Annotated in this window: 24 protein-coding genes; 15 read left to right on the forward strand and 9 right to left on the reverse strand. The window is 62.0% G+C overall.

Annotated elements, in window-relative coordinates; genetic code table 11:
• Positions 1-164 precede the first annotated feature (164 nt).
• A complete protein-coding gene (locus J3R84_RS25970) occupies positions 165-986 on the forward strand; it encodes an IclR family transcriptional regulator (RefSeq protein ID WP_025428601.1) in 822 nt (273 codons plus the stop codon).
• A gap of 107 nt (positions 987-1,093) precedes the next feature.
• Here J3R84_RS25970 and guaD read toward each other — a convergent pair whose 3' ends face one another.
• Both guaD and J3R84_RS25980 read right to left on the reverse strand, forming a co-directional pair.
• A complete protein-coding gene (gene guaD, locus J3R84_RS25975) occupies positions 1,094-2,449 on the reverse strand; it encodes a guanine deaminase (protein WP_203528091.1) in 1,356 nt (451 codons plus the stop codon).
• Positions 2,446-3,684 (reverse strand): urate hydroxylase PuuD, encoded by a 1,239-nt coding sequence (locus J3R84_RS25980; protein WP_113567509.1) that lies wholly within the window; start codon positions 3,682-3,684, stop codon positions 2,446-2,448. The genes guaD and J3R84_RS25980 overlap by 4 nt, the downstream gene beginning before the upstream one ends.
• 147 nt (positions 3,685-3,831) lie before the next feature.
• Here J3R84_RS25980 and J3R84_RS25985 point away from each other — a divergent pair, with 147 nt between their 5' ends.
• Complete coding sequence (locus J3R84_RS25985; protein WP_025428598.1) at positions 3,832-4,746, forward strand: LysR family transcriptional regulator; 915 nt, start codon at positions 3,832-3,834, stop codon at positions 4,744-4,746.
• A gap of 34 nt (positions 4,747-4,780) precedes the next feature.
• Here J3R84_RS25985 and J3R84_RS25990 read toward each other — a convergent pair whose 3' ends face one another.
• Positions 4,781-5,761 (reverse strand): quinone oxidoreductase family protein, encoded by a 981-nt coding sequence (locus tag J3R84_RS25990; RefSeq protein ID WP_113567511.1) that lies wholly within the window; start codon positions 5,759-5,761, stop codon positions 4,781-4,783.
• 99 nt (positions 5,762-5,860) lie between these two features.
• Here J3R84_RS25990 and J3R84_RS25995 point away from each other — a divergent pair, with 99 nt between their 5' ends.
• Positions 5,861-6,238: a winged helix-turn-helix transcriptional regulator gene (locus J3R84_RS25995; RefSeq protein ID WP_057218139.1), complete on the forward strand. Its 378-nt coding sequence runs from the start codon at positions 5,861-5,863 to the stop codon at positions 6,236-6,238.
• A gap of 3 nt (positions 6,239-6,241) precedes the next feature.
• On the opposite strand, the gene xdhC is transcribed toward J3R84_RS25995, so the two are convergent.
• The 4 genes from xdhC to uraH are packed head-to-tail and all read right to left on the reverse strand — an operon-like array spanning position 6,242 to position 11,334.
• Positions 6,242-7,111, reverse strand: coding sequence for a xanthine dehydrogenase accessory protein XdhC (xdhC, locus tag J3R84_RS26000; protein WP_162771104.1), 870 nt, complete (start codon positions 7,109-7,111; stop codon positions 6,242-6,244).
• Positions 7,111-9,462, reverse strand: a complete 2,352-nt coding sequence (gene xdhB, locus J3R84_RS26005; RefSeq protein ID WP_203528093.1) for a xanthine dehydrogenase molybdopterin binding subunit — start codon at positions 9,460-9,462, stop codon at positions 7,111-7,113. Before xdhB ends, xdhC begins: the two co-directional genes overlap by 1 nt.
• Positions 9,463-9,474: 12 nt before the next feature.
• The gene (xdhA, locus tag J3R84_RS26010; RefSeq protein ID WP_057211257.1) at positions 9,475-10,956 is read right to left on the reverse strand and encodes a xanthine dehydrogenase small subunit; all 1,482 of its coding nucleotides are present in this window, start codon (positions 10,954-10,956) and stop codon (positions 9,475-9,477) included.
• Positions 10,957-10,962: 6 nt separating this feature from the next.
• Positions 10,963-11,334 carry a hydroxyisourate hydrolase gene (gene uraH / locus J3R84_RS26015; RefSeq protein ID WP_025428592.1) on the reverse strand — a complete coding sequence of 124 codons (372 nt, stop codon included), beginning with the start codon at positions 11,332-11,334 and terminating at the stop codon, positions 10,963-10,965.
• 170 nt (positions 11,335-11,504) lie between these two features.
• Here uraH and puuE point away from each other — a divergent pair, with 170 nt between their 5' ends.
• Genes puuE through J3R84_RS26030 form a run of 3 tightly spaced genes read left to right on the forward strand, consistent with a single transcriptional unit; the run spans position 11,505 to position 14,467 of the window.
• Positions 11,505-12,920 carry an allantoinase PuuE gene (gene puuE, locus J3R84_RS26020; protein ID WP_203528095.1) on the forward strand — a complete coding sequence of 472 codons (1,416 nt, stop codon included), beginning with the start codon at positions 11,505-11,507 and terminating at the stop codon, positions 12,918-12,920.
• Between the two features lie 9 nt (positions 12,921-12,929).
• Positions 12,930-13,952 carry an allantoicase gene (gene alc / locus J3R84_RS26025; protein WP_084814347.1) on the forward strand — a complete coding sequence of 341 codons (1,023 nt, stop codon included), beginning with the start codon at positions 12,930-12,932 and terminating at the stop codon, positions 13,950-13,952.
• 29 nt (positions 13,953-13,981) lie between these two features.
• The gene (locus J3R84_RS26030; RefSeq protein ID WP_057211263.1) at positions 13,982-14,467 is read left to right on the forward strand and encodes an ureidoglycolate lyase; all 486 of its coding nucleotides are present in this window, start codon (positions 13,982-13,984) and stop codon (positions 14,465-14,467) included.
• A gap of 71 nt (positions 14,468-14,538) precedes the next feature.
• Here J3R84_RS26030 and J3R84_RS26035 read toward each other — a convergent pair whose 3' ends face one another.
• Complete coding sequence (locus tag J3R84_RS26035) at positions 14,539-15,387, reverse strand: helix-turn-helix transcriptional regulator (protein ID WP_057211266.1); 849 nt, start codon at positions 15,385-15,387, stop codon at positions 14,539-14,541.
• Positions 15,388-15,499: 112 nt separating this feature from the next.
• Here J3R84_RS26035 and J3R84_RS26040 point away from each other — a divergent pair, with 112 nt between their 5' ends.
• Both J3R84_RS26040 and J3R84_RS26045 read left to right on the forward strand, forming a co-directional pair.
• On the forward strand, positions 15,500-16,753 hold the full coding sequence (locus J3R84_RS26040) for a cytochrome P450 (protein WP_057211383.1): 1,254 nt from the start codon (positions 15,500-15,502) through the stop codon (positions 16,751-16,753).
• Between the two features lie 68 nt (positions 16,754-16,821).
• Positions 16,822-17,142 (forward strand): 2Fe-2S iron-sulfur cluster-binding protein, encoded by a 321-nt coding sequence (locus tag J3R84_RS26045; RefSeq protein ID WP_025428586.1) that lies wholly within the window; start codon positions 16,822-16,824, stop codon positions 17,140-17,142.
• 131 nt (positions 17,143-17,273) lie between these two features.
• Here the strand turns inward: J3R84_RS26045 and J3R84_RS26050 are convergent, their stop codons facing one another.
• A complete protein-coding gene (locus tag J3R84_RS26050; protein ID WP_025428585.1) occupies positions 17,274-18,566 on the reverse strand; it encodes an NCS2 family permease in 1,293 nt (430 codons plus the stop codon).
• 433 nt (positions 18,567-18,999) lie between these two features.
• Between J3R84_RS26050 and J3R84_RS26055 the strand changes: the two genes are divergently transcribed.
• From J3R84_RS26055 to J3R84_RS26085, 7 genes are all read left to right on the forward strand, one after another.
• Complete coding sequence (locus J3R84_RS26055) at positions 19,000-19,197, forward strand: heavy-metal-associated domain-containing protein (protein WP_057218150.1); 198 nt, start codon at positions 19,000-19,002, stop codon at positions 19,195-19,197.
• A gap of 150 nt (positions 19,198-19,347) precedes the next feature.
• Positions 19,348-19,863: a DUF4396 domain-containing protein gene (locus tag J3R84_RS26060; protein WP_057211269.1), complete on the forward strand. Its 516-nt coding sequence runs from the start codon at positions 19,348-19,350 to the stop codon at positions 19,861-19,863.
• 111 nt (positions 19,864-19,974) lie between these two features.
• A complete protein-coding gene (locus J3R84_RS26065; RefSeq protein ID WP_113567517.1) occupies positions 19,975-22,497 on the forward strand; it encodes a heavy metal translocating P-type ATPase in 2,523 nt (840 codons plus the stop codon).
• Positions 22,498-22,605: 108 nt separating this feature from the next.
• On the forward strand, positions 22,606-23,076 hold the full coding sequence (gene cueR, locus J3R84_RS26070) for a Cu(I)-responsive transcriptional regulator (RefSeq protein ID WP_025428581.1): 471 nt from the start codon (positions 22,606-22,608) through the stop codon (positions 23,074-23,076).
• 90 nt (positions 23,077-23,166) lie between these two features.
• The gene (locus J3R84_RS26075; protein ID WP_113567519.1) at positions 23,167-23,595 is read left to right on the forward strand and encodes a hypothetical protein; all 429 of its coding nucleotides are present in this window, start codon (positions 23,167-23,169) and stop codon (positions 23,593-23,595) included.
• Positions 23,596-23,687: 92 nt separating this feature from the next.
• Positions 23,688-23,918, forward strand: coding sequence for a hypothetical protein (locus tag J3R84_RS26080; protein ID WP_063963374.1), 231 nt, complete (start codon positions 23,688-23,690; stop codon positions 23,916-23,918).
• Positions 23,915-25,366: a TolC family protein gene (locus J3R84_RS26085; protein ID WP_203528097.1), complete on the forward strand. Its 1,452-nt coding sequence runs from the start codon at positions 23,915-23,917 to the stop codon at positions 25,364-25,366. The genes J3R84_RS26080 and J3R84_RS26085 overlap by 4 nt, the downstream gene beginning before the upstream one ends.
• Positions 25,367-25,375: the final 9 nt, after the last annotated feature.

The raw sequence follows: 25,375 nt of genomic DNA on the forward strand, positions 1-25,375 counted from the left end.
CTCCTCCTATTTGATGAGACGATACCCCATTGTCATCAATGTTCAACATTTAAATGGAATTCATTTCCGCCAGATGGAAATAAACATCTTCAAGAATTTCGAAACAATCAATCCTGGTCCTGCTAGAGGATGATAGGAATGACTCGGCTGCTGGAGGATGGATCATGGATGCGACAGGCAAGGGAAAACGCGGCCGAAAGGCGGGCGAAAACGCAGCGCCCGGCTCCGTGCAGGTGCTCGACCGTAGCCTGACGCTGCTGGCGGTCGTTGCCGAAAGCGACGGCTCGACATTGACGAACTTGTCCGATGTCACAGGCATGGCGCCATCGACCGTGCACCGGCTGCTGACGTCTCTGGCCAACCACGGCATGGTGATGAACGACCCCGACACCGGCGCCTGGACGATCGGCCTCAAGGCATTCGAGATCGGCAACGCCTATCTGCGCTTCCGCAAGCTCGGCACCATCAGCCGTCCGTTTCTGAAACAGCTGATGGAAGAAAGCGGTGAGACTGCCAATATCGGCATCGAAGAAGGCGGCGATGTCGTCTTCATCTCGCAGGTGGAAAGCCATGCCCCGATGCGGGCCTTCTTCCGCCCCGGCCGGCGCGGGCCGATCCATGCCTCCGGAATCGGCAAGGCGATCCTGTCGACCTGGGCCGACAAGGATGTCGCGCATCTGCTGGCTGGACGCGACCTGGCGCATTTCACCGACAAGACACGCGACAACCTGTCGGCGCTGCTGCAGGACATCCAGAAGATCCGCCAGCGCGGCTGGTCGATCGACGACGAGGAACACACGCTCGGCATGCGCTGCGTGGCAGCGCCGATCTTCAACGAATATGGGGAAACGATCGCCGGGATCTCGATCTCAGGACCATCCGTGCGCGTCAATGACGACAAGCTCTTGGTGCTGGGACCGGTCGTGCGCGAGCGCGCCGATGCCTTGACCCGGGCCATGGGCGGCAAGCGCCCCGAAGATCTCTGATAAGGAGATCTTTGACAAGAAAGCCTCCCCTTGTGGGGGAGGCTTGCGTACGGCGTTGATTGGAACGTTCAGCGTCGAACGTTGGGAGACCACGCTTCCGCGATGGTTCAGACCGTCTCGAATTTCCGGCCGCCTGTGGCTTCTGTCTCGGCTGCCTGGTTGCTGGCACGATGTTTCATCGGCTTGCCGGCAACATAGGTTTCGGCCACCGATCGGTCGTCGCCCATCGTCTGCAGGATGAAGAGTTCCTCGGCGAGCGTCTTGGCCACGCGCATTCTCAGCTCCATCGACGGCTTGGCGCGACTGTCGAGCACGACGATATCGGCGTCGGCGCCGATATGCAGCGAGCCGATGCGGTCGTCGAGATCGAGCGCCCGCGCGTTGCCGAGCGTCATCATGTAGAACGAGTTGAACGGCGAAAGCCGCTGACCCTGCAGATGAAGAACCTTGTAGGCCTCATCCATGGTTTCCAGCATCGAGAAGCTGGTGCCGGCGCCGACGTCCGTTGCCACCGACCAGCGCGCGCCGAGTTTGTCGAAACGGTCGCGGTCAAAGAGGCCCGAACCGAGGAACAGGTTCGAGGTCGGGCAGAAAGTGCCGACGGCGCCCGCCTCGGCGAGAACCGAGATCTCGCGATCGCTGAGGTAAATGCAGTGCCCGAGCAACGTCTTGCGGGTCAAAAGATCGTAGCGTGCATAGATGTCGGTATAGTCCTTCGCTTCCGGGTAGAGCGACGTCGCAAAGGCGATCTCGTCCTTGTTTTCGGACAGATGCGTCTGGACGTAGCATTCCGGATGTTCGGCGACGAGCGCCCGGCTCATCTCCATCTGTTCCGGCGTCGAGGTGATGGCGAAACGCGGGCTGATGGCGTAGTGGGCGCGGCCGCGGCCGTGCCACTTGCCGATCAGTTGCTTCGTCTCGTCATATCCGAGTTGAGGCGTGTCGCGCAGCGCATCGGGCGCATTGCGATCCATCATTACCTTGCCGCCGATCATCAGCATGCCGCGGCTTTCGGCAGCGCCGAAGTAGGCATCGACACTCTCCGGATGCACCGAACAATAGGCAACGGCCGTGGTGGTGCCGTTGGAAAGCAGTTCGTCCATGAACCGGCCGGCAATGAATTGAGCATGCTCCGGCTGGCGGAACTTTTGTTCCTCGACGAAAATGTAGGTGTTCAGCCATTCGAGCAATTGCGCACCATAGGACGCGATAGCCTGCGTCTGCGGGAAATGCAGATGCGTGTCGATCAGGCCCGGCAACACCAGGTTCGGTCGATGATCGGCAACCTTGACTGCTGGCCCGGCCCTGCGGGCAACGTCCGAATGCTCGCCGATATCGGCAATCTTGCCGTTGCGAACCAGCACGGCGCCATCTTCGAAGTAGCGATAGGAGGCGTGGTCGTCGATGCCTTTGGGCGCCTCGACAAACGTCAGCACGCGGCCGCGGATCAGCAAATCGGTCATTGAACCTTCTCTCCCTTTACGACCGTCTCATACCAGGCGACGAGGAGCTTGCGCTCCTCGTCCGATATGCCGGTGACATTGGCCGGCGGCATCGCGTGCGAACGGCCGGCTTGCAGATAGATTTCGCGTGCGTGCGCGGCGATCTCGCCGTCGGTCTCCAGCGTCACGCCCTTCGGCGGCACGACCAGCCCTTCCCAGCCGGGCTCCTTGGCGTGGCACATGGAACAGCGGCCAAGCACAGTGTCGCGAACCTTCGGAAAGGCCTCGGCGGTAACGAACGGCTGCTGCGCCGCCGAAACCTTCGCCTCCTCGTCGCCGCTCAGGATCTTCGGCACGGTCGACAGCCACATGATGACAATGAAGAGCAGCGCGGTCGCAAGCCACGTCCAGGTCGGATTGCCCTTGTCGGCATGACGGGTGTTGAAATAGTGGCGGATGGTGACGCCCATCAGGAACACCAGCGAGGCGATGATCCAGTTGTACTGGGTGCCGAAGGCCAGCGGATAATGGTTCGACAGCATCAGGAACAGCACAGGCAGCGTCAGGTAGTTGTTGTGCGTGGAACGCTGCTTGGCGATGACGCCGTATTTGGCGTCCGGCGTGCGGCCGGCGATCAGGTCGGCAACGACGATCTTCTGGTTCGGGATGATGATGAAGAAGACGTTCGCCGACATGATCGTCGCGGTGAAGGCGCCGAGATGAAGGAAGGCGGCGCGGCCGGTGAAAAGCTGCGTATAGCCCCAGGCCATGCCGACGAGGATGAAATACAGGAGCACCATCAGCTTGGTGTTGTCGCGGCCGGCCGGCGACTTGCAGATCGTGTCATAGGCAAGCCAGCCGAAGCCGATCGAGGCCAGCGAAATGGCGATCGCCGTCGTCTTCGACACGTCGAGCACATTGGGGTCGATCAGGTAAAGGTCAGCGCCGGCGTAATAGACCATGCACAGCATGCCGAAACCGGAAAGCCAGGTGACGTAGGATTCCCATTTGAACCAGATCAGGTGCTCCGGCATGTTTGATGGAGCCACCAGATACTTCTGGATATGATAGAAGCCGCCGCCGTGGACCTGCCATTCCTCGCCATAGGCTCCAACAGGCAGATCGGGTCTTTTCTTCAGGCCAAGATCAAGCGCGACGAAATAAAACGACGAACCGATCCATGCGATAGCGGTGATGACGTGTAGCCATCTCATGGCAAAGGTGAGCCAATCCCAGGCTATGGCATACTCGTACATGCAATTCTCCCATTTCTCCGTGGCGCATTATGTGTCATTGCTGGAGGCCGCGGGAACGTCGCTGGTTCACCAACACTTTCAAAAAAATCTATAAAATCGCGACGGAATGGATGCGTTAAATAGTGCCCGGAGGAGAGATCGGGAGGCATGTCATATCTGGACAATGTTCGCGTCTTCGTACGCGTCGTAGAGCTTGGAACCCTGTCGGCAGCTGGTCGCGACCAGCGCGTAACGCCGGCGGTTGCCAGTAATAGAATCAAAGAGTTGGAGCGCCACATGGGCGTTCGGCTGTTCAATCGGACGACACGCAAGCTGACCCCGACGGAACACGGCCGTGTGTTCTACGACGGTGCCGTCAAGATTCTCGAAGCTGTCAATGAGGCGGAGAACGCCATCGCGGATCTGTCGCACAATCCGAAGGGTGCGCTGAAGATTACCGCTCCGTTGGGGATAGGTCGGCGGCTGATCGCCTCGGGCATTCCGGAGTTTCACGACAAATATCCGGATATCGAGGTGCGGCTCAGGCTCTCCGACCACAATGTCGATATCCTGTCGGAAGGCGTCGATGTCGCCTTCAAGCTCGGCATCCTCGAAGATTCGAACCTGCGCATGCGCGGCATCATGAACTGCGAGCGCGTCGTCTGCGGCGCACCGGCCTATTTCGAGAAGCGCGGCGTGCCGCAAACACCCGACGAGCTCATCGCCGACAAGCATGACTGTCTGCTGCTGCGCTATCCCGGTTCCAAGGAGTACTTCTGGACATTGCAGACGCCTGAGGGTGTCAGGAAGCTCGAAGTGACCGGGCCTTACGATTCGGATGATGGCGATGTGCTGACCCAATGGGCGCTCGATGGTCGCGGCATCATCAACAAGCCTCTCTTCGAGGTGAAGAGCTACATCAACACCGGCGAGCTGGTGCCAATCCTTGCCTCGACACCGCCGCTCGGCGTGCAACTGGCGGCCATCTATCCGCACAAGCGCTTCCAGGACCCGAAGGTTCGGCTGATGATCGACTATATGGCGGAGCGCTGTCAGCGGCTGATCGGCAAGATGCTCGCCTGACAGCCCTGCCTAAAACAGCGCTCTGCTTGATCGGTTAAGGCACGAGCACGATCTTACCGGTCGTGCTTCGTGTTTCCATGGCACGGTGCGCCTCTGCCGCCTGTTCCAGCGGAAACCGACCACCCAGATGGACCTTGAGCCGCCCGTCCTCCACGCGACGGAACAGATCGCCGAGATCGGTTTTCAGGGCGGACGGCGTGAGCAACGGCAATAGAGCGAACCCACGCAGGGATTGATTGCCCGAAAGCATTTGTTCGACGTCAGCGGCTTCGAGTTCGAAGCGACCCATCGCGCCGAAGACGAGCTCACCGCCTTGCGCCAGAACACCAAGCGCGGATTTGGTGAAGGATCCGCCGACCATGTCGTAGATCGTCTCGACTGACCCACCCGCCAGATGCTGTCCAAGCTCCGACTGCCAATCCGCTGCCTTGTAGTCGATTGCAAGGTCCGCGCCGAGCGAGCGTGTCAACGCGACCTTCTCGCTGCCGCCCGCAAGCGCGATTACCGTTTTTGCACCCGCCTCTCTTGCAAGCTGAATGAGCAGCGAGCCGACACCGCCGGCCGCAGCAGTCACCAGCACGGTCTTTCCCTGCGGATTGCTTTGCCGAACGAGATGAAGCGCCGTCAGCCCCTGGATCATCAGCGCTGTCGCCACTTCGAACGAAACGTCGCCGGGGATCGGCACGAGTGCGTCAGCGTCGATCGCGACATATTCGGCGCACCCGCCCGCCCCGCGGCCGAAGGCGAACATCGGCACGGCGACACGCGTGCCGACCGCCGGCGTTTTCACGCCTTCGCCCTGCGCCTCGACAATGCCCGCGACCTCGACACCCGGCACCATCGGCAAACCAGGCTTCACCGCATATCGATCCTGCCGCATCAGAACTTCGAAGAAATTGAGTCCGATCGCCCCGACCCGCACCAGCACTTCGCCGTGCGCGGGCACCGGCTTCGGCATATCGATCAGCTCAAGGACTTCAGGGCTCCCGAAGGAGCGGTACTGGATTGCTTTCATGGATCTCGACCTCATTTGACTGGCTTTGATCCATAGATAGCCTTAGGCTCCCGTTCGGCTCTACACACCCTTTTGTTCCATACTGACCGGTTGGTAACCATGGCCGATATCATCAAGAGACTGCCGTCACTGCCATCCGAGCGTGCGCTCAAGGTGATCTCCGGGCGATGGAAGGCAGTGATCCTCTATCACCTGTTCGACGGTCCGAGGCGCCTTTCGGAGTTGCGACGGCTTGTGCCGGCCGTCAGCCAGAAAGTCCTGATCCAGCAGCTTCGCGAAATGGAGGAACATGGCCTCGTTCATCGCGAGATCTTTCGCGAAGTGCCGCCAAGGGTGGAATATTCGGCAACGGCGCTTGGCCACAGCCTCGAGCCGGTCCTGCTTGCCCTGTGCGAATGGGGCCAGCGTCACGCCGAAGAACTGGGTGAATTCGACCAGGTCGGCGATTGCATCATCCGGCCGCGCCAAAGCGCCTGAGCGTCAGGCGCCGACGCGCTTGCCTGGCTTGACCGAGGAGACAGCCGGCGCTTCCCAATGATGATTGAGAGCGGCGGTCATGATCTCGGCTGCGGCCAGGGCCGCTATGACCGCCGGCCTCTTGTCCTTCACCGCCGTGCCGCCGATCGGGCAGATAAGGCGGTCGAAAAGATCGGGCCGGCCGATTTCCCGTGACAGCCAGTTCTTGAAGGTCGAACGCTTGGTCTTCGAGCCGATCATGCCGACATAGGAAGCGTCGTCACGCCTGAGCGCCTCGGCTGCAATCAGGAAGTCGAGCGCGTGGTCATGGGTGAGGATCACGAAGGCGCTGCCGCGCGGCGCATCGCGGACCACCGCCTCGGGCATCGCCGTCAGGCAGGTCTCGATACCGTGGATATCGGCGGCCGAAAGCTCGTCCTCGCGGGTGTCGACGAGGATAGTGCGCACCGGCACGAGCGATAGCGCCATCGCCAGCGCATCACCGACATGCCCGGCGCCGAAGACGTAGACATGGGGGCGGCTGGCAATCTCCAGATCGCTGCGTTCAATCAACATGGCGGCTTTCTCCCGATCGATGCGCGTGAAGGCGAGCGCGACGCGCCCGCCGCAACACTGGCCGATCTCGGGACCAAGCGGGACCGTCATCGTGTCGGCGCTATCGCCGCGCTTCAGCGCGCGCCGACCGTGGTCGATCGCCATATATTCGAGCTGGCCGCCGCCGATGGTGCCGAAGAGGCCGTCCGGCGCCACCAGCATCCAGGCGTCGGTGTCGCGCGGCGTCGAGCCTGCGGCACCCGTCACCTCGACCAGAACGCAGTCCGGTTCGCGACGCAGGAAGTCCCTGATATCCTCTCGGCTCGCAACCATCGCCATCAACCCTGTGCTACAGCCCCTTGCCTTGCGGCGGCTCGCAGCTGCTCGATCGCCATCAGCACCCGTTCCGGCGTCGCCGGCGCATCGATGCGCGGGGGAATACGATACTCCGCAACGCTCGCCGCTGCCATCGACAACGCCTCCAGAACCGAAATGCCCAACATGAACGGCGGTTCCCCGACGGCCTTTGACCGCCGGATCGTTTCCTCCCGGTTGACCGACCATTCCGCCAGGCGAACGTTGAACACGCGCGGTCGATCGGAGGCAAGCGGGATCTTGTAGGTCGACGGCGCATGCGTGCGCAGCCGACCCTTGGCGTCCCACCACAGTTCCTCTGTCGTGAGCCAGCCCATGCCCTGAACAAACGCGCCTTCGACCTGACCCAGGTCCAGTGCCGGGTTCAGCGATCGGCCGACATCGTGAAGGATGTCGGTGCGATCGACCTGATATTCGCCGGTCAGCGTATCGACGCTGACTTCGGAGCAGGACGCGCCATAGGCATAATAGAAGAACGGACGGCCGCGGCCTTCCGAGCGGTTCCAGTGGATCTTCGGCGTCTTGTAGAAACCGGCGGCGGACAGCTGGATACGGGCGCCATAGGCAAGCTTGATGAACTCGCCAAAGGGCAAGCGTTCCGCGCCGATCCGCACTGTGTTCGGCTCGAAGGCGACATCGGCCTCGGCAACATTCCAGCGTTCGGCGGCAAAGCGCACCAGCCGCGCCTTGATCTGCTGCGCCGCATTGGCGGCCGCCATGCCGTTGAGATCCGAACCGGAGGACGCTGCTGTCGCCGACGTATTCGGCACCTTGCCCGTCGTCGTCGCCGTCACCTTGATCCGATCGAGATCGACCTGGAACTCGTCGGCCACCACCTGGGCAACCTTGGTGTAAAGCCCCTGCCCCATCTCGGTACCACCATGGTTGAGGTGGATCGACCCGTCGGTATAGACGTGCACCAGGGCGCCTGCCTGATTGTACTCGGTCTTGGTGAAGGAGATGCCGAACTTGACCGGGGTGAGCGCGATGCCGCGCTTGATGATGTGGTTTTCGCGGTTGAAGGCGATCACGGCCTCTCGACGCGCAGCGTAATCGGCCGACGTTTCGAGCTCCTCGATGATGCGCCCGATGATGTTGTCTTCGACCGTCTGGTGATATGGCGTGAGGTTGCGGCCCTCGCCGCCATAGAAGTTGAGCTTGCGGATCTCGAGCGGATCCTTGCCGACAGCATAGGCGACATCCTCGATCATGCGCTCGCCGCCGACCATGCCCTGCGGGCCGCCGAAGCCACGAAACGCAGTGTTCGAGACGGTGTTGGTCTTCAACGGCTTCGAACGAAGACGGACGTTCGGATAGAAGTAGCAGTTGTCGGCATGAAAGAGCGCGCGATCGGTCACGGGTCCAGAGAGATCGGCGGAAAAGCCGCAGCGCGCCGCAAACACCGCATCGACCGCCTCGATCCGGCCCTCGTCATCGAAGCCGACCTTGTAGTCGACGTGGAAGTCGTGACGCTTGCCGGTTGCCGACATGTCGTCGTCGCGGTCAGGTCTGACCTTGACGGCGCAACGGTATTTCTTTGCGGCCAGGGCCGCCACGGCGGCGAAGATGTTGGCCTGCGTTTCCTTGCCGCCGAAGCCGCCACCCATGCGGCGCACATTGACAGTCACGGCGTTGGACGGCACGCCAAGCACGGTTGCCACCATGTGCTGGGTTTCGCTCGGATGCTGGGTCGACGAATAAACCAGGACCTCATCGTCCTCGCCGGGAATGGCAAAGGAAATCTGGCTTTCGAGATAGAAGTGGTCCTGACCGCCGATGCGCATCTCGCCTTCGACGATGTTCTTCGCCTTGGCAAAACCGGCTTCGATGTCGCCACGCTCCAGCTTCAGCGGATCGATGACCAGAGGATAGTTCGCGGCAGCAGCCTCAAGCACGTCGGTCACATGCGGCAGATCGCGGTATTCGACCTCGACCTTGACGGCTGCACGCCTCGCGGCTTCACGCGACGTGGCGATGACGGCGAACATCGGCTGGCCGTAGAACTCGACCTTGCCGGTTGCAAACACCGGATCGTCGTGCTTGTGGGCGGGGCTGATGTCGTTTTCACCCGGGATGTCGTCAGCTGTGAGGATACCGATGACGCCCTCGCTGGCGCTGACCGCGTCGAAATCGATCGACAGGATATCGGCATGGGCGCGCTGGGACAGACCGAGATAGCCGTGCAATGTGCCGGCTGGTTCCGGAATATCGTCGATATACTCGGCCGTTCCCGACACATGTTTGTGGCCGGACTCGTGCCGTTCGTTTTCGTGGACGCCACCGCGGATGCGGTCGATGGGCTGCATCACATTCATGGGTCTCACCTCCTAGACGGCAACAGCAATGTTGCGGTCGATCCGGATGTTTCCGGTCGCCTGCGTTTCAAGATAGAAGCGGCGCAACAGGTTCTTGGCCACCAGTTGGCGATACTCCGCCGAGGCGCGCCAGTCGGTAAGCGGCGTGAAGTCCTGATCGAAGGCGGAGATCGCCTGCTCGACCGTTGGCTCCTGCCAGGCCTTGCCCTTCAGCGCCGCCTCGACATGAACAGCCCGCTTCGGTGTTCCGGCCATGCCGCCAAAGGCGATCACCGCGTCAGCGACTTCACCGGCACCGTCGAATGTCAGGCGGAATGCGCCGCAGACGGCGGTGATGTCTTCATCCAGACGCTTGGTGATCTTGTAGACGGCAAAGCTGGTGTCAGCTTCGAGGAAAGGAATGTGAACCGCTTCGACGAATTCACCGGGCTCGCGATCCTGCTTGCCGTAGGCAATGAAGAAATCTTCGAGCGCCACGGTACGGCGGCGAGCGCCCTTGCGCAGCGTCACCGACGCGCCGAGCGCAATCAATGCCGGCGGCGTGTCGCCGATCGGCGATCCGTTGGCGATGTTGCCACCGACCGTACCCATGTTGCGGACCTGCTGTCCGCCGATCCGGTCCCAAAGCTCGCGCAATTGCGGGAAATGTTCGGTAATGACGGGATAGGCTTCGGCATAGCTGACACCAGCGCCAAGCGTCACACCCTTGTCGTCGACGGTGATGCGACGAAGTTCTTCCAGGTGCGTGAGATGCACGACCGGCGCGATATCGCGCATGAACTTGGTGACCCAGAGGCCGACGTCGGTCGAGCCGGCAACGATCGTCGCTTTCGGATTGGCTTCGAGCACATCGGCAAAATCATCGACGGAAGCCGGCAGCATGAACAGTTCCGCTCCCTCGCCGATCACCACGCGGCGGCCATCCTGAAGGGCTGCGAGTTCGCCGGCGATACGATCGCGTTCGGCAAACAATGGATCCTTCCCCAGATCGCCGATGGTCGAAATCGCCTCGGCCGCGCGAATGATCGCGGCATAGCCAGTACAGCGACACAGGTTGCCCTGCAGCGCCTTCTCGATTTCGGTGACCGACGGCTTGGCGTTTTCCATCCAAAGCCCGTAGAGCGACATCACGAAGCCAGGCGTGCAGAAGCCGCATTGCGACGCGTGCGTCTGGACCATCGCCTGCTGGACGGGATGGAGTGGACCACCCGGTGTTGCCAGCGAATCCACCGTCACCACGTGACAGCCGTCGAGCGAACCGACAAAGCGGATACAGGCATTGACGGATTCATACTTGAGCTGCCCGCCGAGCAGGCGGCCGACCAGCACCGTGCAGGCGCCGCAGTCTCCCTCGGCACAGCCTTCCTTGGTTCCGCGCAGGTTGCGATCGATGCGCAGGAAATCGAGCAATGTCTGCACCGCAGAAACGTCGGAAAGCTCGACAAGGCGGTGGTTCAGGAGAAAACGGATCGTGTTGCGTATCTGAATGGTCATTGCTGATCAGCTCCCGCGATAGGTCGAATAGCCGTAGGGCGACAAGAGCAGCGGCACATGATAGTGCGCCGCCTGATCGTCGATACCGAAACGGATCGGGATGACATCGAGAAACGGGTTGGCGCCGCGCGCAGCTTCGGACCCAAGATAGTCGCCGGCGTGGAAATGCAGCTCGTAGGTGCCGGCCTGCATCAGCGATCCGCTCAACAGCGGCTGATCGCAGCGTCCGTCATCATTCGTCCTGACCGAGCGCAGATGCGTCTGGCGCTCGCCCTCGATGCGATACAACTCGATGCGCAGGTCCTTGGCCGGTTTGCCACTGGCCGTATCGAGTACATGGGTCGTCAGACGGCCGTCGTTTCCACCATGAGATTGCATGCGTCTTGCTCCTCCCGAAGTCATCTTTCCATTTCGCAGTATCCCGGTGAGCCAGTGCATTGAGAAGCGGGCGGATCATTCGAGACTTTCAAAATTTTTGGGGGGAATGACGGCGGAAAAATCCCGTTAGGAATCGAGGTGCAGAGACAAATGTCTGGAGGACTGCTTGCATGAGATACCCCCGCGATCTTCACGGCCATGGCCCGAACCCCACCATCGTCTGGCCCGACGAGGCGCGGATTGCCGTGCAATTCGTGATCAATTACGAGGAAGGCGGCGAGAACTGCGTGCTGCATGGCGACGCCGCATCAGAGGCTTTTCTCTCGGAAATCGTCGGTGCGCAGGCTTGGCCCGGACAGCGCCACTGGAATATGGAATCGATCTATGAATACGGCGCCCGCGCCGGCTTCTGGCGGCTTCATCGCATGTTCACGGAAAAGGGCGTGCCCGCGACAGTCTATGGCGTCGCAACAGCGCTGAAGCGTTCCCCGGCGCAGCTGGCCGCGATGCAAGACGCCGGCTGGGAGATCGCCTCGCACGGTCTGAAGTGGATCGAGCACAAGGAATTCAGCCCTGAGCGGGAGCGGACAGAGATCACAGAGGCGATCTGGCTGCACACGATCGTCACCGGCGAACCGCCGCGCGGCTGGTACACCGGTCGCTGTTCGGACAACACGCTCGATCTGGTGACCGAGACTGGCGGCTTCGACTACGTCTCGGACAGTTATGCCGACGATCTGCCCTACTGGCATGAACATGCGGGCCGCCACCAGCTGGTCATTCCCTACACGCTCGACACCAATGACATGCGCTTTGCAACGGCGCAGGGCTTCAACAGCGGTGACCAGTTCTTCAGCTATCTCAAAGACAGCTTCGACGTGCTCTATGCGGAAGGTGCGGCCGGCGCACCAAAGATGCTCAGCATCGGCCTGCACTGCCGCCTTGTCGGCAGGCCGGGTCGCGCCGCAGCGCTTGCGCGTTTCATCGACTACGTGAAGGGCCACGAAAAGGTCTGGTTAGCTCGTCGCGTCGATATCGCACGGCATTGGGCAAAGACCTATCCCTTCAAGGCCTGGGACGACCGTCCATCGCAGCTTTCCGAGGCTGATTTCGTCGCTCGCTTCGGTGGCGTTTTCGAACATTCCGATTGGATCGCCAGGCGCGCCTTTGCCAGCGAGCTATCGGCCGCCAACGACACGGCGATCGGGCTTGCTGCAGCGCTCACTGCAGTCTTCCGCGAGGCGAGGCCGGAAGAGCGTCTTGCCGTGCTCAACGCCCACCCGGATCTCGCCGGCAAGCTGGCGCAGGCAAAGCGGCTGACCGAAAGCTCGACCAGCGAGCAGGCTTCCGCCGGCCTTGACGCCCTGACCGATGCTGAACGCACGCGTTTCACCGAACTCAACAGCGCCTATGTCGAAAAATTTGGCTTTCCCTTCATCATCGCGGTCAGAGGCCGCAGCAAGGAGGACATCCTGGCGGCCTTCGAAACCCGGATCGAGAACGATCGCGACAGCGAGCTCGAGACGGCCTGCCGGCAGGTGGAAAGGATTGCGCTTCTCCGCCTCAAAGACATGCTGCCGAGCTGAGTGCAGGCGATGACGATCGACAGCGTCGGCCTGCCTGACTTCGCGCGCAAGGCGATCAATCTCGCCTCCGCCGGCCTCGGGGCAAGGCCGGTGTTTGCCACCGACGAGTTCTTCGCCCCGCTCGAACGGCTGTTGCAGGATTGTCCCGCTGTCTTTCATCCCGGCGTCTACGACGAACACGGCAAATGGATGGATGGCTGGGAAACGCGGCGTCGACGCGGTCCCGGCCACGACCATGCGATCGTCGCGCTTGCCGCCACCGGCCGGATCGCCGGCTTCGACGTCGATACGACGCATTTTACCGGCAACTACCCCTCCGCCTGCGCAATCGACGCCTGTCTGGCGCCTGATGGGCCGGATGAAGCAACCGCTTGGACCGAGCTCTTGGGCATGAGCCCGCTTGGTCCAAGCGCCCATCACTACTTCGCAGCCCTTGCAGATGGGACCTGGAGCCATATCAGGCTGCGGATCTATCCCGACGGTGGCGTTGCCCGGTTGCGGGTCTATGGCACGCCCGCCCTCGACCGGGATCGGATCGGCGACGACGTGGTCGATCTCGCATCCTCGCTGCTCGGCGGCCGGATCGTCGTCTTCTCCAACGGCCACTACGGCCATCAACGACTGCTGGCACCCGGGCGGGGGATCAACATGGGCGACGGCTGGGAGACGCGACGGCGGCGCGAACCCGGCAACGACTGGATCATCGTCAGGCTGGCCGCACGCACGTCGATCGAACGCATCATCGTCGATACCGCCCATTTCAAGGGCAACTATCCCGACGCCTGTTCGGTGCAGGCGGCCGACCACGGCGAGACGGACTGTACGGTCGATGCGGCGCTAACAGCATCTTCGCTCTATTGGCGGGACGTGCTCCCGCGCCAGAAACTGAGCGCCGACAGCATTCATGAGTACGGCCCTGACCTGATCGAAGAGGTCGGTTGCGCCACCCATGTTCGTCTCAACATCTACCCCGATGGCGGCGTCAGCCGGCTGCGTGTCTTCGGGCGCATTGCAAGGGCCGGCACCCCGTAAACGACCAACAGAGGACGGAGGAGCGTCACATGAAGGAGATCGAGATAAAGCCGCTGACACGCGAGGCATTCGCGCCATTCGGCGACGTGATCGAGACTGAAAACGCCCACAGCTTTCCCATCAACGGTGGAAAATGCACCCGCTACCATGATCTCGCCAAGATCGAAACCGCCGGCGAAAAGGCCCGGCCGATGATCAGCCTCGTGCGCGGCGAGCCCTATCCGCTGCCGTTGAAGCTGACCATGGTCGAACGGCATCCGCTCGGCAGTCAGGCCTTCATTCCCCTGACCGACAATCCGTTCCTGGTTGTCGTTTCGGAGGAGACGGCTGAAGGTCCGAGCGAACCGATCGCCTTCCGGACCGCGCCCGGCCAAGGCGTCAATATCGCCCGCAATGTCTGGCACGGCATCCTGACGCCGTTGGAAGACGTCTCGGACTTTGCCGTGGTCGACCGCGGCGGCGAAGGCGTCAATCTCGAGGAGCATTTCTTCGAGCAACCATTCCTGCTGCGCTGACGGCGGGTTTGACACCAGAGGACGGACCCGCTCTACCGGAGTGGGTCCCGTCATCCTTTCGTTCACGAGCCCTAGTACCCACCGTCACGCCTGAATCTCGTCGGGGTGTAGCCGGTCAAACGGCGAAAATCGCGGGAGAAATGATAGGGATCGGGATAGCCGCAGTGCGCCGCGACTGCCGAAACCTTCGCCTCCGGCTCGACCAGCAGACGTTTTGCCTGGTTGATGCGCTCATGGCGCAGCCAGTCCATCGGCGTCGTACCGATGGTGTCCTTGAATCTCCGAAACAGTTGCGATGGGCTGAGATGCGCGAGGACCGCAAGCTCATCGATCGTCCAGGCTTTGGCAAGGTCTTTTCGGACTGCGGCAAGCACACTGGTTATGCGATCGCGTGAGGCAGAATCGTCGGGTGCGGCAGCACCCACCAATCGCGGCGCACTCAGGTTGGCGATCAGGCCGGCAATCGCCGCACTGACCAGCGCATCCGTTGCCGACGAGCGATCGTCGAGATAGCCGATGACGGCCTGGAACGCGACGCGGGCCGCCTCGCGATCCGACGGCTCGAACAACGGCGACTGCTGCACATTGAGGAAGGCATAGACCTCGTCCAACCCATGTCCCTCGACACCCATCCAGAGATATCGCCATTCACGGGCGTCGGGCGCGCAGCGATGTTCATAGGCCTGCGACGTGTCGAGCCAGACCGACAGGCCCTCCTCGGCGACGAACCGCTGCCCGCGCACTTCTATCAGCCCCTGCCCCGAGGTGGTGTGAACGAGCACGTGCTGATGGAAGCGCTTGCGTATCGGCGACTCCTCCGGCAACGCCACCCGCGCGCCGGCAACCAGCGCCTTGTAGGGGAACGCGCCTGCAAAACGTGCCGGTGTGTGAAAATAGATCTCTTCGCGCTCAGCCAACATGCGCGACACTCTGCATGGCGATGCGAGTTTTGTCCATTATCTCGCGAGATTGCTGCATTTCCCAGTACTGCCTGATGACGCTATCATGCAGTTTTTGCAGGGAGTGCGGCAAATGGCAGAGACCTTATCGACGGAGAGCCAGGTGGAGGTCGCGTTTACTCCCTTGTCCCCCGATTTCGCGCGCGATCCCTATCCGACCTACAAGGCGCTGCGCGACAAGGACGGTCTGCACTATTACGAGGACTTCGACATCTGGCTGGCCTCGCGCTTCGAGGATGTCTCGGCAATCGTCATGGACAAGCGTATGGTTCGCTCGCTCGAGGACATCGCGACATCAGAGGAAATCGCCAGGATCCAGCGCGCCGGCAACTGGCACGACATGCCGCACCACTCCCGCTTTGTGCAGTTTAGCCTGCTTGACAGCGATGGCGCCGTACACGACCGGCTGCGCAGACAGGTCTTCAAACTGTTCACGCCGGCGATGATTGCCAAGCTACGCGATCAGATCCAGGCCTATGTCGACAGGCTGATCGACAGCCTCGCCGATCGCGGCCAGATCGATTTCGTCGATGATCTCGCCGCCCACGTGCCCGGTCACATCATCGGCCGACTGCTCGGCGTTCCGGACGAAGACTGTCCCCAGTTGCGCATCTGGTCGGAGAACATCGTCCAGTTTTTCGACGTCGACCGGTCGGATGAACGCAAGCGCATCGCCGAGACCAACACCACCGAATTCTACGAATACCTGACGGTTCTGAAACACGAGCGCGAGCGAAACCCCAAGGACGACCTCATCTCGGTCCTGATCGAGGCCGAACGTGCCGGCGCGATGAATTCAGACGAGTTCATCTCGACCTGCATGCTGATCCTGATGGCCGGCCATGGATCGACCATCGACGTGCTTGGAAGCGGCATGCATGCGCTGCTGCGGTTTCCCGAACAGATGGCGCGGCTGCGAAAGGACCCTGCATTGATCCAGACGGCCGTGCAGGAGATGTTCCGCTACGAGTCACCGCTGCCGTTCTTCCATCGCCACTGCATCGAGGACGTGGAAATCGGCGGGCGGACTTTCGCGCGCGGCACGAAGTTCGGAGTGCTTTATGGCGCTGCCAACCGCGATCCCAAGCAGTTCGAAAACGCCAATGCGTTCGACATCGGTCGCACCCCCAACAGGCATCTGGCCTTTGGCGGTGGCGTGCATTTCTGTCTCGGCAACCATCTCGCCCGGCTCGACATGGACATCATCTTCAGCACCTTGTTGCGGCGCTTCCCGACGATCGAGCTTGTCGACGAAGAGCCCGAATACAAGCGAGGCCTTTCGGTGCGCGGCCCCAAGCGGCTGCAGATCGCCATCAAGCCGGCCTGAACGCCAACAGATGCGCCCTCCAGCGCGAAGCAATTCGCACGATTTCAGATTTGAGTGGAGACCATGCAATGCCCAGAATTGTCTTTGTGGATGCCGAGGGGAAATCGACCGAGGTTGAGGCCGAAATCGGCCAGTCGGTGATGTCGGCAGCCGTGCAGAACGGCATAGATGCCATCGCCGCCGAATGCGGCGGTTCCTGCGCTTGCGGCACTTGCCACTGCTATATCGACGGGACATGGGCCGGCCGGCTGCCATCGCCCGACTATCAGGAGCAGGATATGCTGGATTGCGTCGTCAATCCGGACGAAAGAAGCCGGCTCAGCTGTCAGATCACTGTTTCCGACGCGCTTGACGGCCTCGTGGTGCATCTGCCGGCCGGGCAATACTGATTGAGGAGCGCTCGCGCCACCAACCACCGCCAAACGCAAAAAGACCGGAGCCGCAGGAAACGCCTGCAGTCCGGCCAGCTTCGCGGGGGAAGTTATGTGAGGCCGGGGCGTTGTCTGCCCCGGCCTTTTTCCTATTCGGCGAAGAAGGCGAAGCGCACGATGAAGAGCGCTGCGACCAGCTGCGTTGCCGGATGGATGACGCTCCACTTGCCGGTGAACACTTTGAGCACGACATAGCTCACGAAGCCGAAGGCAAGGCCGTTGGCGATCGAGTAGGTGAAGGGCATGGCCAGTGCCGTGAGTGCGGCAGGCGCCGCTTCCGTCAGGTCGTCCCAGTCAACTTCCGTCAGTTCGCGCATCATCAGGCCGGCAACATAGAGCAGAGCCGGTGCCGTCGCATAGGACGGAACGGCCGCTGCCAGCGGCGAGAAGAACAGGGCGGCAAGGAAGAGCACGCTGACGGTCAGCGCCGTCAGGCCCGTGCGACCGCCTGCCTGGACGCCGGAGGCGCTTTCGACATAGGCGGTGGTGCTGCTGGTGCCGATCAGCGAGCCGGCAACGATGGCGGTGCTGTCGGCCAGAAGCGCCCGGCCGAGGCGGCTTGGCTTTCCTTCTTCCACCAGCTTGGCGCGCTTGGCCACACCGATCAGCGTACCCGTAGCATCGAAGACTTCGACGAGCACGAAGACGAGGATCACGTGGAGCAAGCCGCCATGGAGCGCGCCCATGATATCGAGCTGCATGAAGGTGGGCGCGATGCTCGGCGGCGCGGAAACAATGCCCTTGAACTCACTCACCCCCAGTAGCATCGACAGAATGGTGACGACGAGGATGCCGATCAGGATCGAGCCGCGGACCTTGAGCGAATCGAGCACTGCAATGACGAAGAAGCCAAGGATCGCCAGCAGCGGTCCGGTCTGCTTCAGGTCGCCGAGACCGACCAGCGTCGCCGGATTGTCGACGACGATGCCGGCATTCTTCAGCGCGATGATGCCGAGGAAAAGACCGATACCGGTCGCAATCGCGCTTCTGAGCGAATGCGGGATACCGGCGATCAACCAGCTTCTGACCCCTGTTACCGTCAGGATCAGGAAGATCATGCCCGAGATGAACACGGCACCCAGCGCCTGCTGCCAGGTAAAGCCGAGGGCTGCGACGACGGTAAACGCAAAGAAGGCGTTGAGGCCCATGCCTGGCGCCATGCCGATCGGCCAGTTGGCGACGAGCGCCATGACGGCCGAGCCGAGCGCCGCGGCAATACAGGTCGCGACGAAGACGGCATCCCTATCCATGCCCGTGGACGACAGAATGTCGGGGTTGACGAAGATGATGTAGGACATCGTCAGGAATGTCGTGACGCCGGCGATCACCTCAGTGCGCACGGACGTCCCATGCTCGTTTAACTTGAATAGTCGTTCAAACATATTTCCTCCCTTGGCGGCGTCGCGACGACGCAGCCGAACGACAGAGATCGGGCCACAGTCTCCTCCAGTACCCGACCAGTGCATTTCGATCATCCCCGAATTATCCGGTGCGATCGCATCACGGACCATTTCCGGTCCGTGCCGGGCGGGCGATCGTCCGCCCCCTTGAGACGACGCGAATGCCCTTGTGCACAGCCTTCGGATTGTGCGTCGTCCGGCGGCCGACTGCTAGCCGTCTATTCCAGGGTTCGACAAGGAAAGACTTTCAAATTTTTCGGAGCAGTTGCGGCCGATTGGCAGGCCGATTCCTGGCACTTTCGCCACCGGGTTCGGCGGCCGAAGCACGCCGAATAAATATAGTGGAATGGCCTCTTGACCTTCCAACGGTGGGAAACCTCATGTTTGTCTCACATCGAAAAGAAGGAGACAAGCGATGCAGAATTACAAGATCGACAACATGACCTGCGGACATTGCGCCGGCGTCGTGCAAAAGGCGATCCTGAGCGTTGATCCGCAGGCAACCGTCAAGGTCGATCTCGGCGCGCGCGAAATCAGCGTCGACACCGCCGCCGCATCCGGCCCGATTGCCGACGCGCTGAAGACGGCAGGCTATGAGGGCCGCCAGCTCTAAATCAAGATCGCAACGGTGCCTCCAGTCACCGGTTGGCGCGCCTCGGCTCCCAAAGCCGGGGCGTTTGTCGTTTGACGCCGCCGCACGCCTTGACCCTACAACGGTGGGAAGCTCTAGCTTGCCGGCTCCGCATCTTCACGGAGACCGAGCATGCAACACGACGAACACGACGGGCACCGACATGATCACCGCAGCGTGACCGCCAGTCCCTCGAAACCCGAAAGCATGTCACTCAACTGTCTCGCGCTCTCTGCCACGGTGCATTGCCTGACAGGATGCGCCATCGGCGAGGTGCTCGGCATGGTCATCGGCTCGGCGCTTGGTTGGGGCAATGTCCAGACCATTGCACTCGCCGTCTTCCTTGCCTTTGTCTTCGGCTACGGCCTGACCATGTTTCCGCTGCTGAAGGCAGGCATGCCGTTCGCGGTGGTCCTGAAGCTGGCGCTTGCCGCCGACACGGCGTCCATCGTCATCATGGAAATCGTCGACAACGCCCTGATGCTGTTCATCCCCGGAGCGATGGATGCAGGCGTAACGTCTCTCCTCTTCTGGGCGAGCCTTGCGGTCGCGCTCCTTGTTGCCGGGGCCGCCGCGTTTCCCGTCAATCGCTGGCTGATTGCACGTGGCAAGGGTCACGCCGTCGTGCATTCGCATCACCAGCACTGAGCATTTGAATGCGATGCCTTGCTGCATGAAGAAATGTTTCAATCCGCCCTTGACCTTCCCATCGTTGGAAGCCCCATCTTCCGATAAAAGAAAAGGAAAAGGAGCACGATCATGGGATCCGTGACCACCATCGAAACGAAGAGCGCCGTAGCAATCGCCGGCAACGCCCTGACGGCCAGCATACCGGTCGAGGGAATGACCTGTGCCTCGTGCGTCGCGCGCGTCGAGAAGGCCATCCGAGCAGTCCCAGGGGTGACATCCGCCTCTGTCAACCTTGCAACGGAACGGGCCGATGTCAGGTTCGATGGATCGACCAAGACCGCCGACATCGTCAAGGCAATCGAAAACAGCGGCTATGGCGCCGCTGAGGAATCGATCGAGCTGGCAATCGAAGGTATGACCTGCGCCTCCTGTGTCGCCCGTATCGAAAAGGCATTGAAAGCGGTGCCCGGCGTCGCTGACGCCAGCGTCAACCTGGCGACCGAGCGCGCCTCGGTGCGCCTCACCAAGGGCATTGCAACAGTCGCCAGTCTCGAAGAGGCCGTGCGCGCCGCCGGTTATGACGCCAAGCGCATCACCGGCGATGCGAACACCGATGAGGAGGCCGAAAAGCGCGAGCGCGAAAGCCGGCGTCTCAGCCGCGCGTTGCTGGTTGCCGCAGCCTTGACGCTGCCGATCTTCGTCCTGGAAATGGGCTCGCACTTCATCCCGGCCGTGCACGACTTCGTCATGATCAATATCGGCATGCAGGAGAGCTGGTATCTGCAGTTCGTGTTGACGACGCTCGTGCTCTTCGGCCCGGGCTTGCGCTTCTACCAGAAGGGCATACCGGCCCTGTTGCGTCTCGCGCCCGACATGAATTCGCTCGTCGCCATCGGCACGGCCGCCGCCTGGGGCTATTCGGTCGTCGCCACCTTCGCATCTGGGCTTTTGCCCGAGGGCACGGCCAACGTCTATTATGAAGCCGCGGCCGTCATCGTGACGCTGATCCTGCTCGGTCGGGTGCTTGAAGCCCGCGCCAAGGGCCGCACCTCGGAAGCGATCAAGCACCTGATGGGCCTGCAGGCAAAGACGGCGCGCGTCGTTCGCGATGGGGAAACGATCGAGATTCCGCTCGCCGACGTGCATGCCGGCGACACCGTGCTGGTGCGCCCCGGCGACCGCGTGCCAGTCGACGGTACCGTTGTCGATGGCAATTCCTACGTCGACGAATCGATGATCACCGGCGAGCCGGTTCCCGTCGAGAAGATCGCCGGCGCCGACGTCGTCGGCGGCACCATCAACAAAACAGGCTCCTTCACCTTCCGCGCCACCAAGGTCGGTGCCGACACTGTGCTTGCCCAGATCATTCGCATGGTCGAACAGGCCCAGGGCGCCAAGCTGCCGATCCAGTCGCTGGTCGACAAGGTGACGGCCTGGTTCGTTCCGGCCGTCATCGCCATGGCAGTCCTTACTTTCGCGATCTGGCTCGTCTTCGGCCCGGATCCCGCGCTGACCTTCGCGCTCGTCAACGCCGTCGCGGTGCTGATCATCGCCTGCCCCTGCGCGATGGGCCTAGCGACCCCGACCTCGATCATGGTCGGCACCGGTCGTGCCGCCGAGATGGGTGTGCTGTTCCGCAAGGGAGAGGCGTTGCAGACACTGCGCAATGCCGAGATCATTGCCGTCGATAAGACGGGCACGCTCACCAAGGGTCGCCCGGAACTGACCGATCTCGACACGTCAGCCGGTTTTGAGCGCAGCGAGGTGCTTGCACTCGTCGCCGCCGTCGAAACCCGATCGGAACACCCGATCGCCGAGGCAATCGTCGAAGCGGCGAAGTCCGAAGGCATCGCCATTCCGACCGCCGCGAACTTCGAGGCTGTTCCCGGATTCGGCGCGAGCGCCACGGTGAATGGGCGGAGCATCCATGTCGGCGCCGATCGGCTGATGACCCGGCTGAAGCTCGACGTCTCGGTGTTTGCCGACCAGGCAGCCCGCCTCGGGTCGGAAGGCAAGAGCCCGCTCTATGCAGCAATCGACGGCAAGCTTGCCGCCATCATCGCCGTTGCCGACCCGATCAAGGAAACGACGCCGCAGGCGATCCGCATGTTGCACGATCTCGGTCTCAAGGTGGCGATGATTACCGGCGACAACCGCCGGACGGCCGAAGCGATCGCCGCCAAGCTCGGGATCGACGAAGTCATCGCCGAGGTGCTGCCCGACGGCAAGGTTGCCGCTCTGAAGCGCCTGAAGGCTGACGGCTGCGCCGTCGCCTTCGTCGGCGACGGTATCAACGATGCGCCTGCTCTTGCCGAAGCCGATGTCGGACTTGCGATCGGTACCGGCACCGATGTCGCGATCGAAAGCGCCGATGTTGTGCTGATGTCCGGCGATCTCCTGGGCGTGCCCAACGCGATCGCGCTGTCGAAGGCAACGATCCGCAACATCAAAGAAAACCTGTTCTGGGCCTTTGCCTATAACGCGGTCCTGATCCCGGTTGCAGCGGGCGCGCTTTATCCGCCCTATGGCCTGTTGCTGTCGCCGATCTTCGCCGCCGGTGCCATGGCGCTTTCCAGCGTCTTCGTGCTCGGAAACGCGCTTCGGCTGAGGGGTTTTCGCGGCGTCGTCGCGCAAACGCCAGCGGCGCGATAACATCAAAGCCTCTCCCCGGCGGGACACGCCCGCATGGCGTCCGCCGGGGAGAGTTCCTATATTCGACATGAATGCCCGCGCTCTGCGCGCCTCTTGAAAGGTGAAGCCATGAACATCGGCGAAGTCGCACGCGCCTCCGGCGTCTCGACGAAGATGATCCGCTATTACGAAACGATCGGCCTCATTCCTCCGGCCGATCGCAGCGAGGCCGGCTATCGCAACTACGGCGACAACGACGTCCACACCCTGCGCTTCATCCGCCGCTCCCGCGATCTCGGTTTCACCGTCGAGCAGATGACCGACCTCTTGACACTCTGGCGCGATCGTTCGCGCGCCAGCAGTGAGGTGAAGAAGATCGCGCTCGAACACGTCGATATCCTCGAGCGCAAGGCGGAGGAGTTGAAGGCTATGAGCCGGACGCTCAAGCATCTGGCCGCCAACTGCCACGGCGACGGACGACCGGATTGCCCGATCCTCGACGATCTCGCCGACATGGCCAACGAACCGGGCAAGGCCCTCGAGCCCGCGCGCTTCGGCCCGGCCGGCATCGACCCGGTCCGCAATCGCCGACAGGCCTGAAGACCGAAACTGACCGAGGCTCACGCATTCGTGAGCCTCGGTCCCGCCGGTAGCATTGACAGGAATCGACAGCGTTTCTACGGATTGATGATGGAAAAGGTACGAACTGCATATCAGCGTCTGCTGACGATGCTCAAGCTGGTGACGATGCTGTCGCTGGCTGTGCTGCCCTTTTCCAGCGCCGCCGGCATGACCCATGTCGCATCACACACAGCCATGCAGATGCACGCGGCGATGCAAAAGCACGCGGCGATGCAGACAGATGCCTCGGTCGATATCAGTGCCTCAGCGCTGAACGAGCATTGCCCAAGTGCCGAAAGCGGCAAGGCAAAACCCATCGGCGATAGCAGCAAGGCCGACAAGAAGGATTGCTGCAAGACCTTCTGTGCGTCCGTTGCCGTTCTTGCCGACGCCGGTGAAGCCCGCTTCGGTCTTCCACGCTCCGCTTTAAGCTTCGGCCTGCAGTCGCAACTCAGCCCAGGCGAGCCCGCTGGTCTGCATCGCCCTCCAAGAGCCTGATTTCGTGAACAGCTGACCGCACGCGCGGTCTTGGCCTGCCCGGCTTTGCCGGTCGGACGCCGATATCCATCATTCACATTTCAGGTTGAACCATGAAACGTCTGTTTCCCATGGCGCTCCTGCCCATCCTTTTGGGCGGATGCGCCACCACGATGCCTGCCGAGGTCACAAGCCTCGCCGATCCCTCGCAAAGTTCCACTGGCGCCGGCGGTCAGGCTTACCGAAGCCCTGTTGCCGGCTATGTCCACCGTGAGCCTGTCGGTCCAAAACGCTGGGTGCCGCTCAACGACGCCCAGTCTCCCGCCAAGGGAGGCGCATCATGAGCAGGCAAAGGTTCAAGCTCGCCGCGATCATCGGCTTGCCGCTGGCGCTTGCCGGCTGCACCACAACCGCAGAATATTCGGCAAAGGACGCCGGCTTTACCGCGGTCGAGGCCAAGGTCAGCGCAGGCACTGCGAAGAGAAGCGTCTGGATCCAGAACCGCGAGCAGGCCGCAAAGGCTGAAGCACAGGTGAAAGCCCTGCTGGCACGCAAATCGGTCGATGCCGACACCGCCGTGCAGATCGCGCTTCTCAACAACAGGGGCCTGCAGGCCGCCTATGCCGATCTCGGCGATGCGTCGGCGGATGCCTGGCAGGCAACGATGCTCCTCAACCCGACTGTTTCGATCGGTACCACCGGGATCGGGGCGCCGGAGCTTCAAGCCTATCGCGCCATTGAGGGGCTGATCACCACCAATATCCTGGCGCTCATGACGCGGGAGAAGACCATCGCCGTTGCCGACACCCGCTTTCGCCAGGCGCAACTTGCGGCGGCCCTTCGAACGCTTGCGCTTGCGGCAGAAACCCGGCGCGCATGGGTCGAGACGGTTTCGGCCTGGGAAACGGTCGGGCAGCTCAACCGGGCGCAGGCCGCAGCCGACGCATCCTCCGAACTCGCCGCCAAGCTGGGCGAAACCGGTTCTATGGGCAAGGGTGACCAGGCACGCGAGCACGTCTTCAATGCCGAACTCGCCGGCCAGGTGGCGCAAGCCCGGCTTGCGGCACGACTTGCCAAGGAAAGCCTCACCCGGAAAATGGGTCTCTGGGGAGCGGACGCCGACTACCAGGTCCCGAACCGACTGCCCGACCTGCCGAAGACCCTCGCCCACCGGAACAGCATCGAGGGCGAAGCGCTCAAGCGCCGTGTCGACCTGCAGATGGCCCGCCTCGAGCTTGAGGCCGTGGCAAAGTCCTATCGATTGACCGAGGTGACACGCTTCGTCAGCGAACTCACGCTCGTCGCAGGGGCAGAAGCCGAGCGCGAACGCGAAGACGGGGACACCAAGGTCGAGACCACCGGCCAGGGTGAGTTGGAGTTCTCCATCCCGATCTTCGACACCGGCCAGGCGCGCTTGCGCAAGGCGGAACTGGCGCATATGCGCGCTGCCAACCTGCTTGCCGAGAAGGCCGTCAACGTCCGCTCGGAAGCTCGCTCGGCCTATCAGGCCTATCGATCGCGCTACGATATCGCCAGACACTATCGCAACAACGTCGTGCCCTTGCGCAGCAAGATCGAGGAAGAGGCCACCCTCAGCTACAACGGCATGATCACCAGCACCTTCGAAATGCTCGCCGACACGCGCGCCAAGGTGGACTCGGTGATCCTCTCCATCAACGCCAAACGCGATTTCTGGCTGGCGGACGCCGATCTGATGACGGCCATCCATGGCGGCGGGGAAGAAGGCACTGCGGTCGAGACCGCCGCTCCTGCCGCAGCGGATGCGGATTGAAAGGAACGA

The organism is Ensifer canadensis, assembly GCF_017488845.2.
Taxonomy (GTDB): domain Bacteria; phylum Pseudomonadota; class Alphaproteobacteria; order Rhizobiales; family Rhizobiaceae; genus Ensifer; species Ensifer canadensis.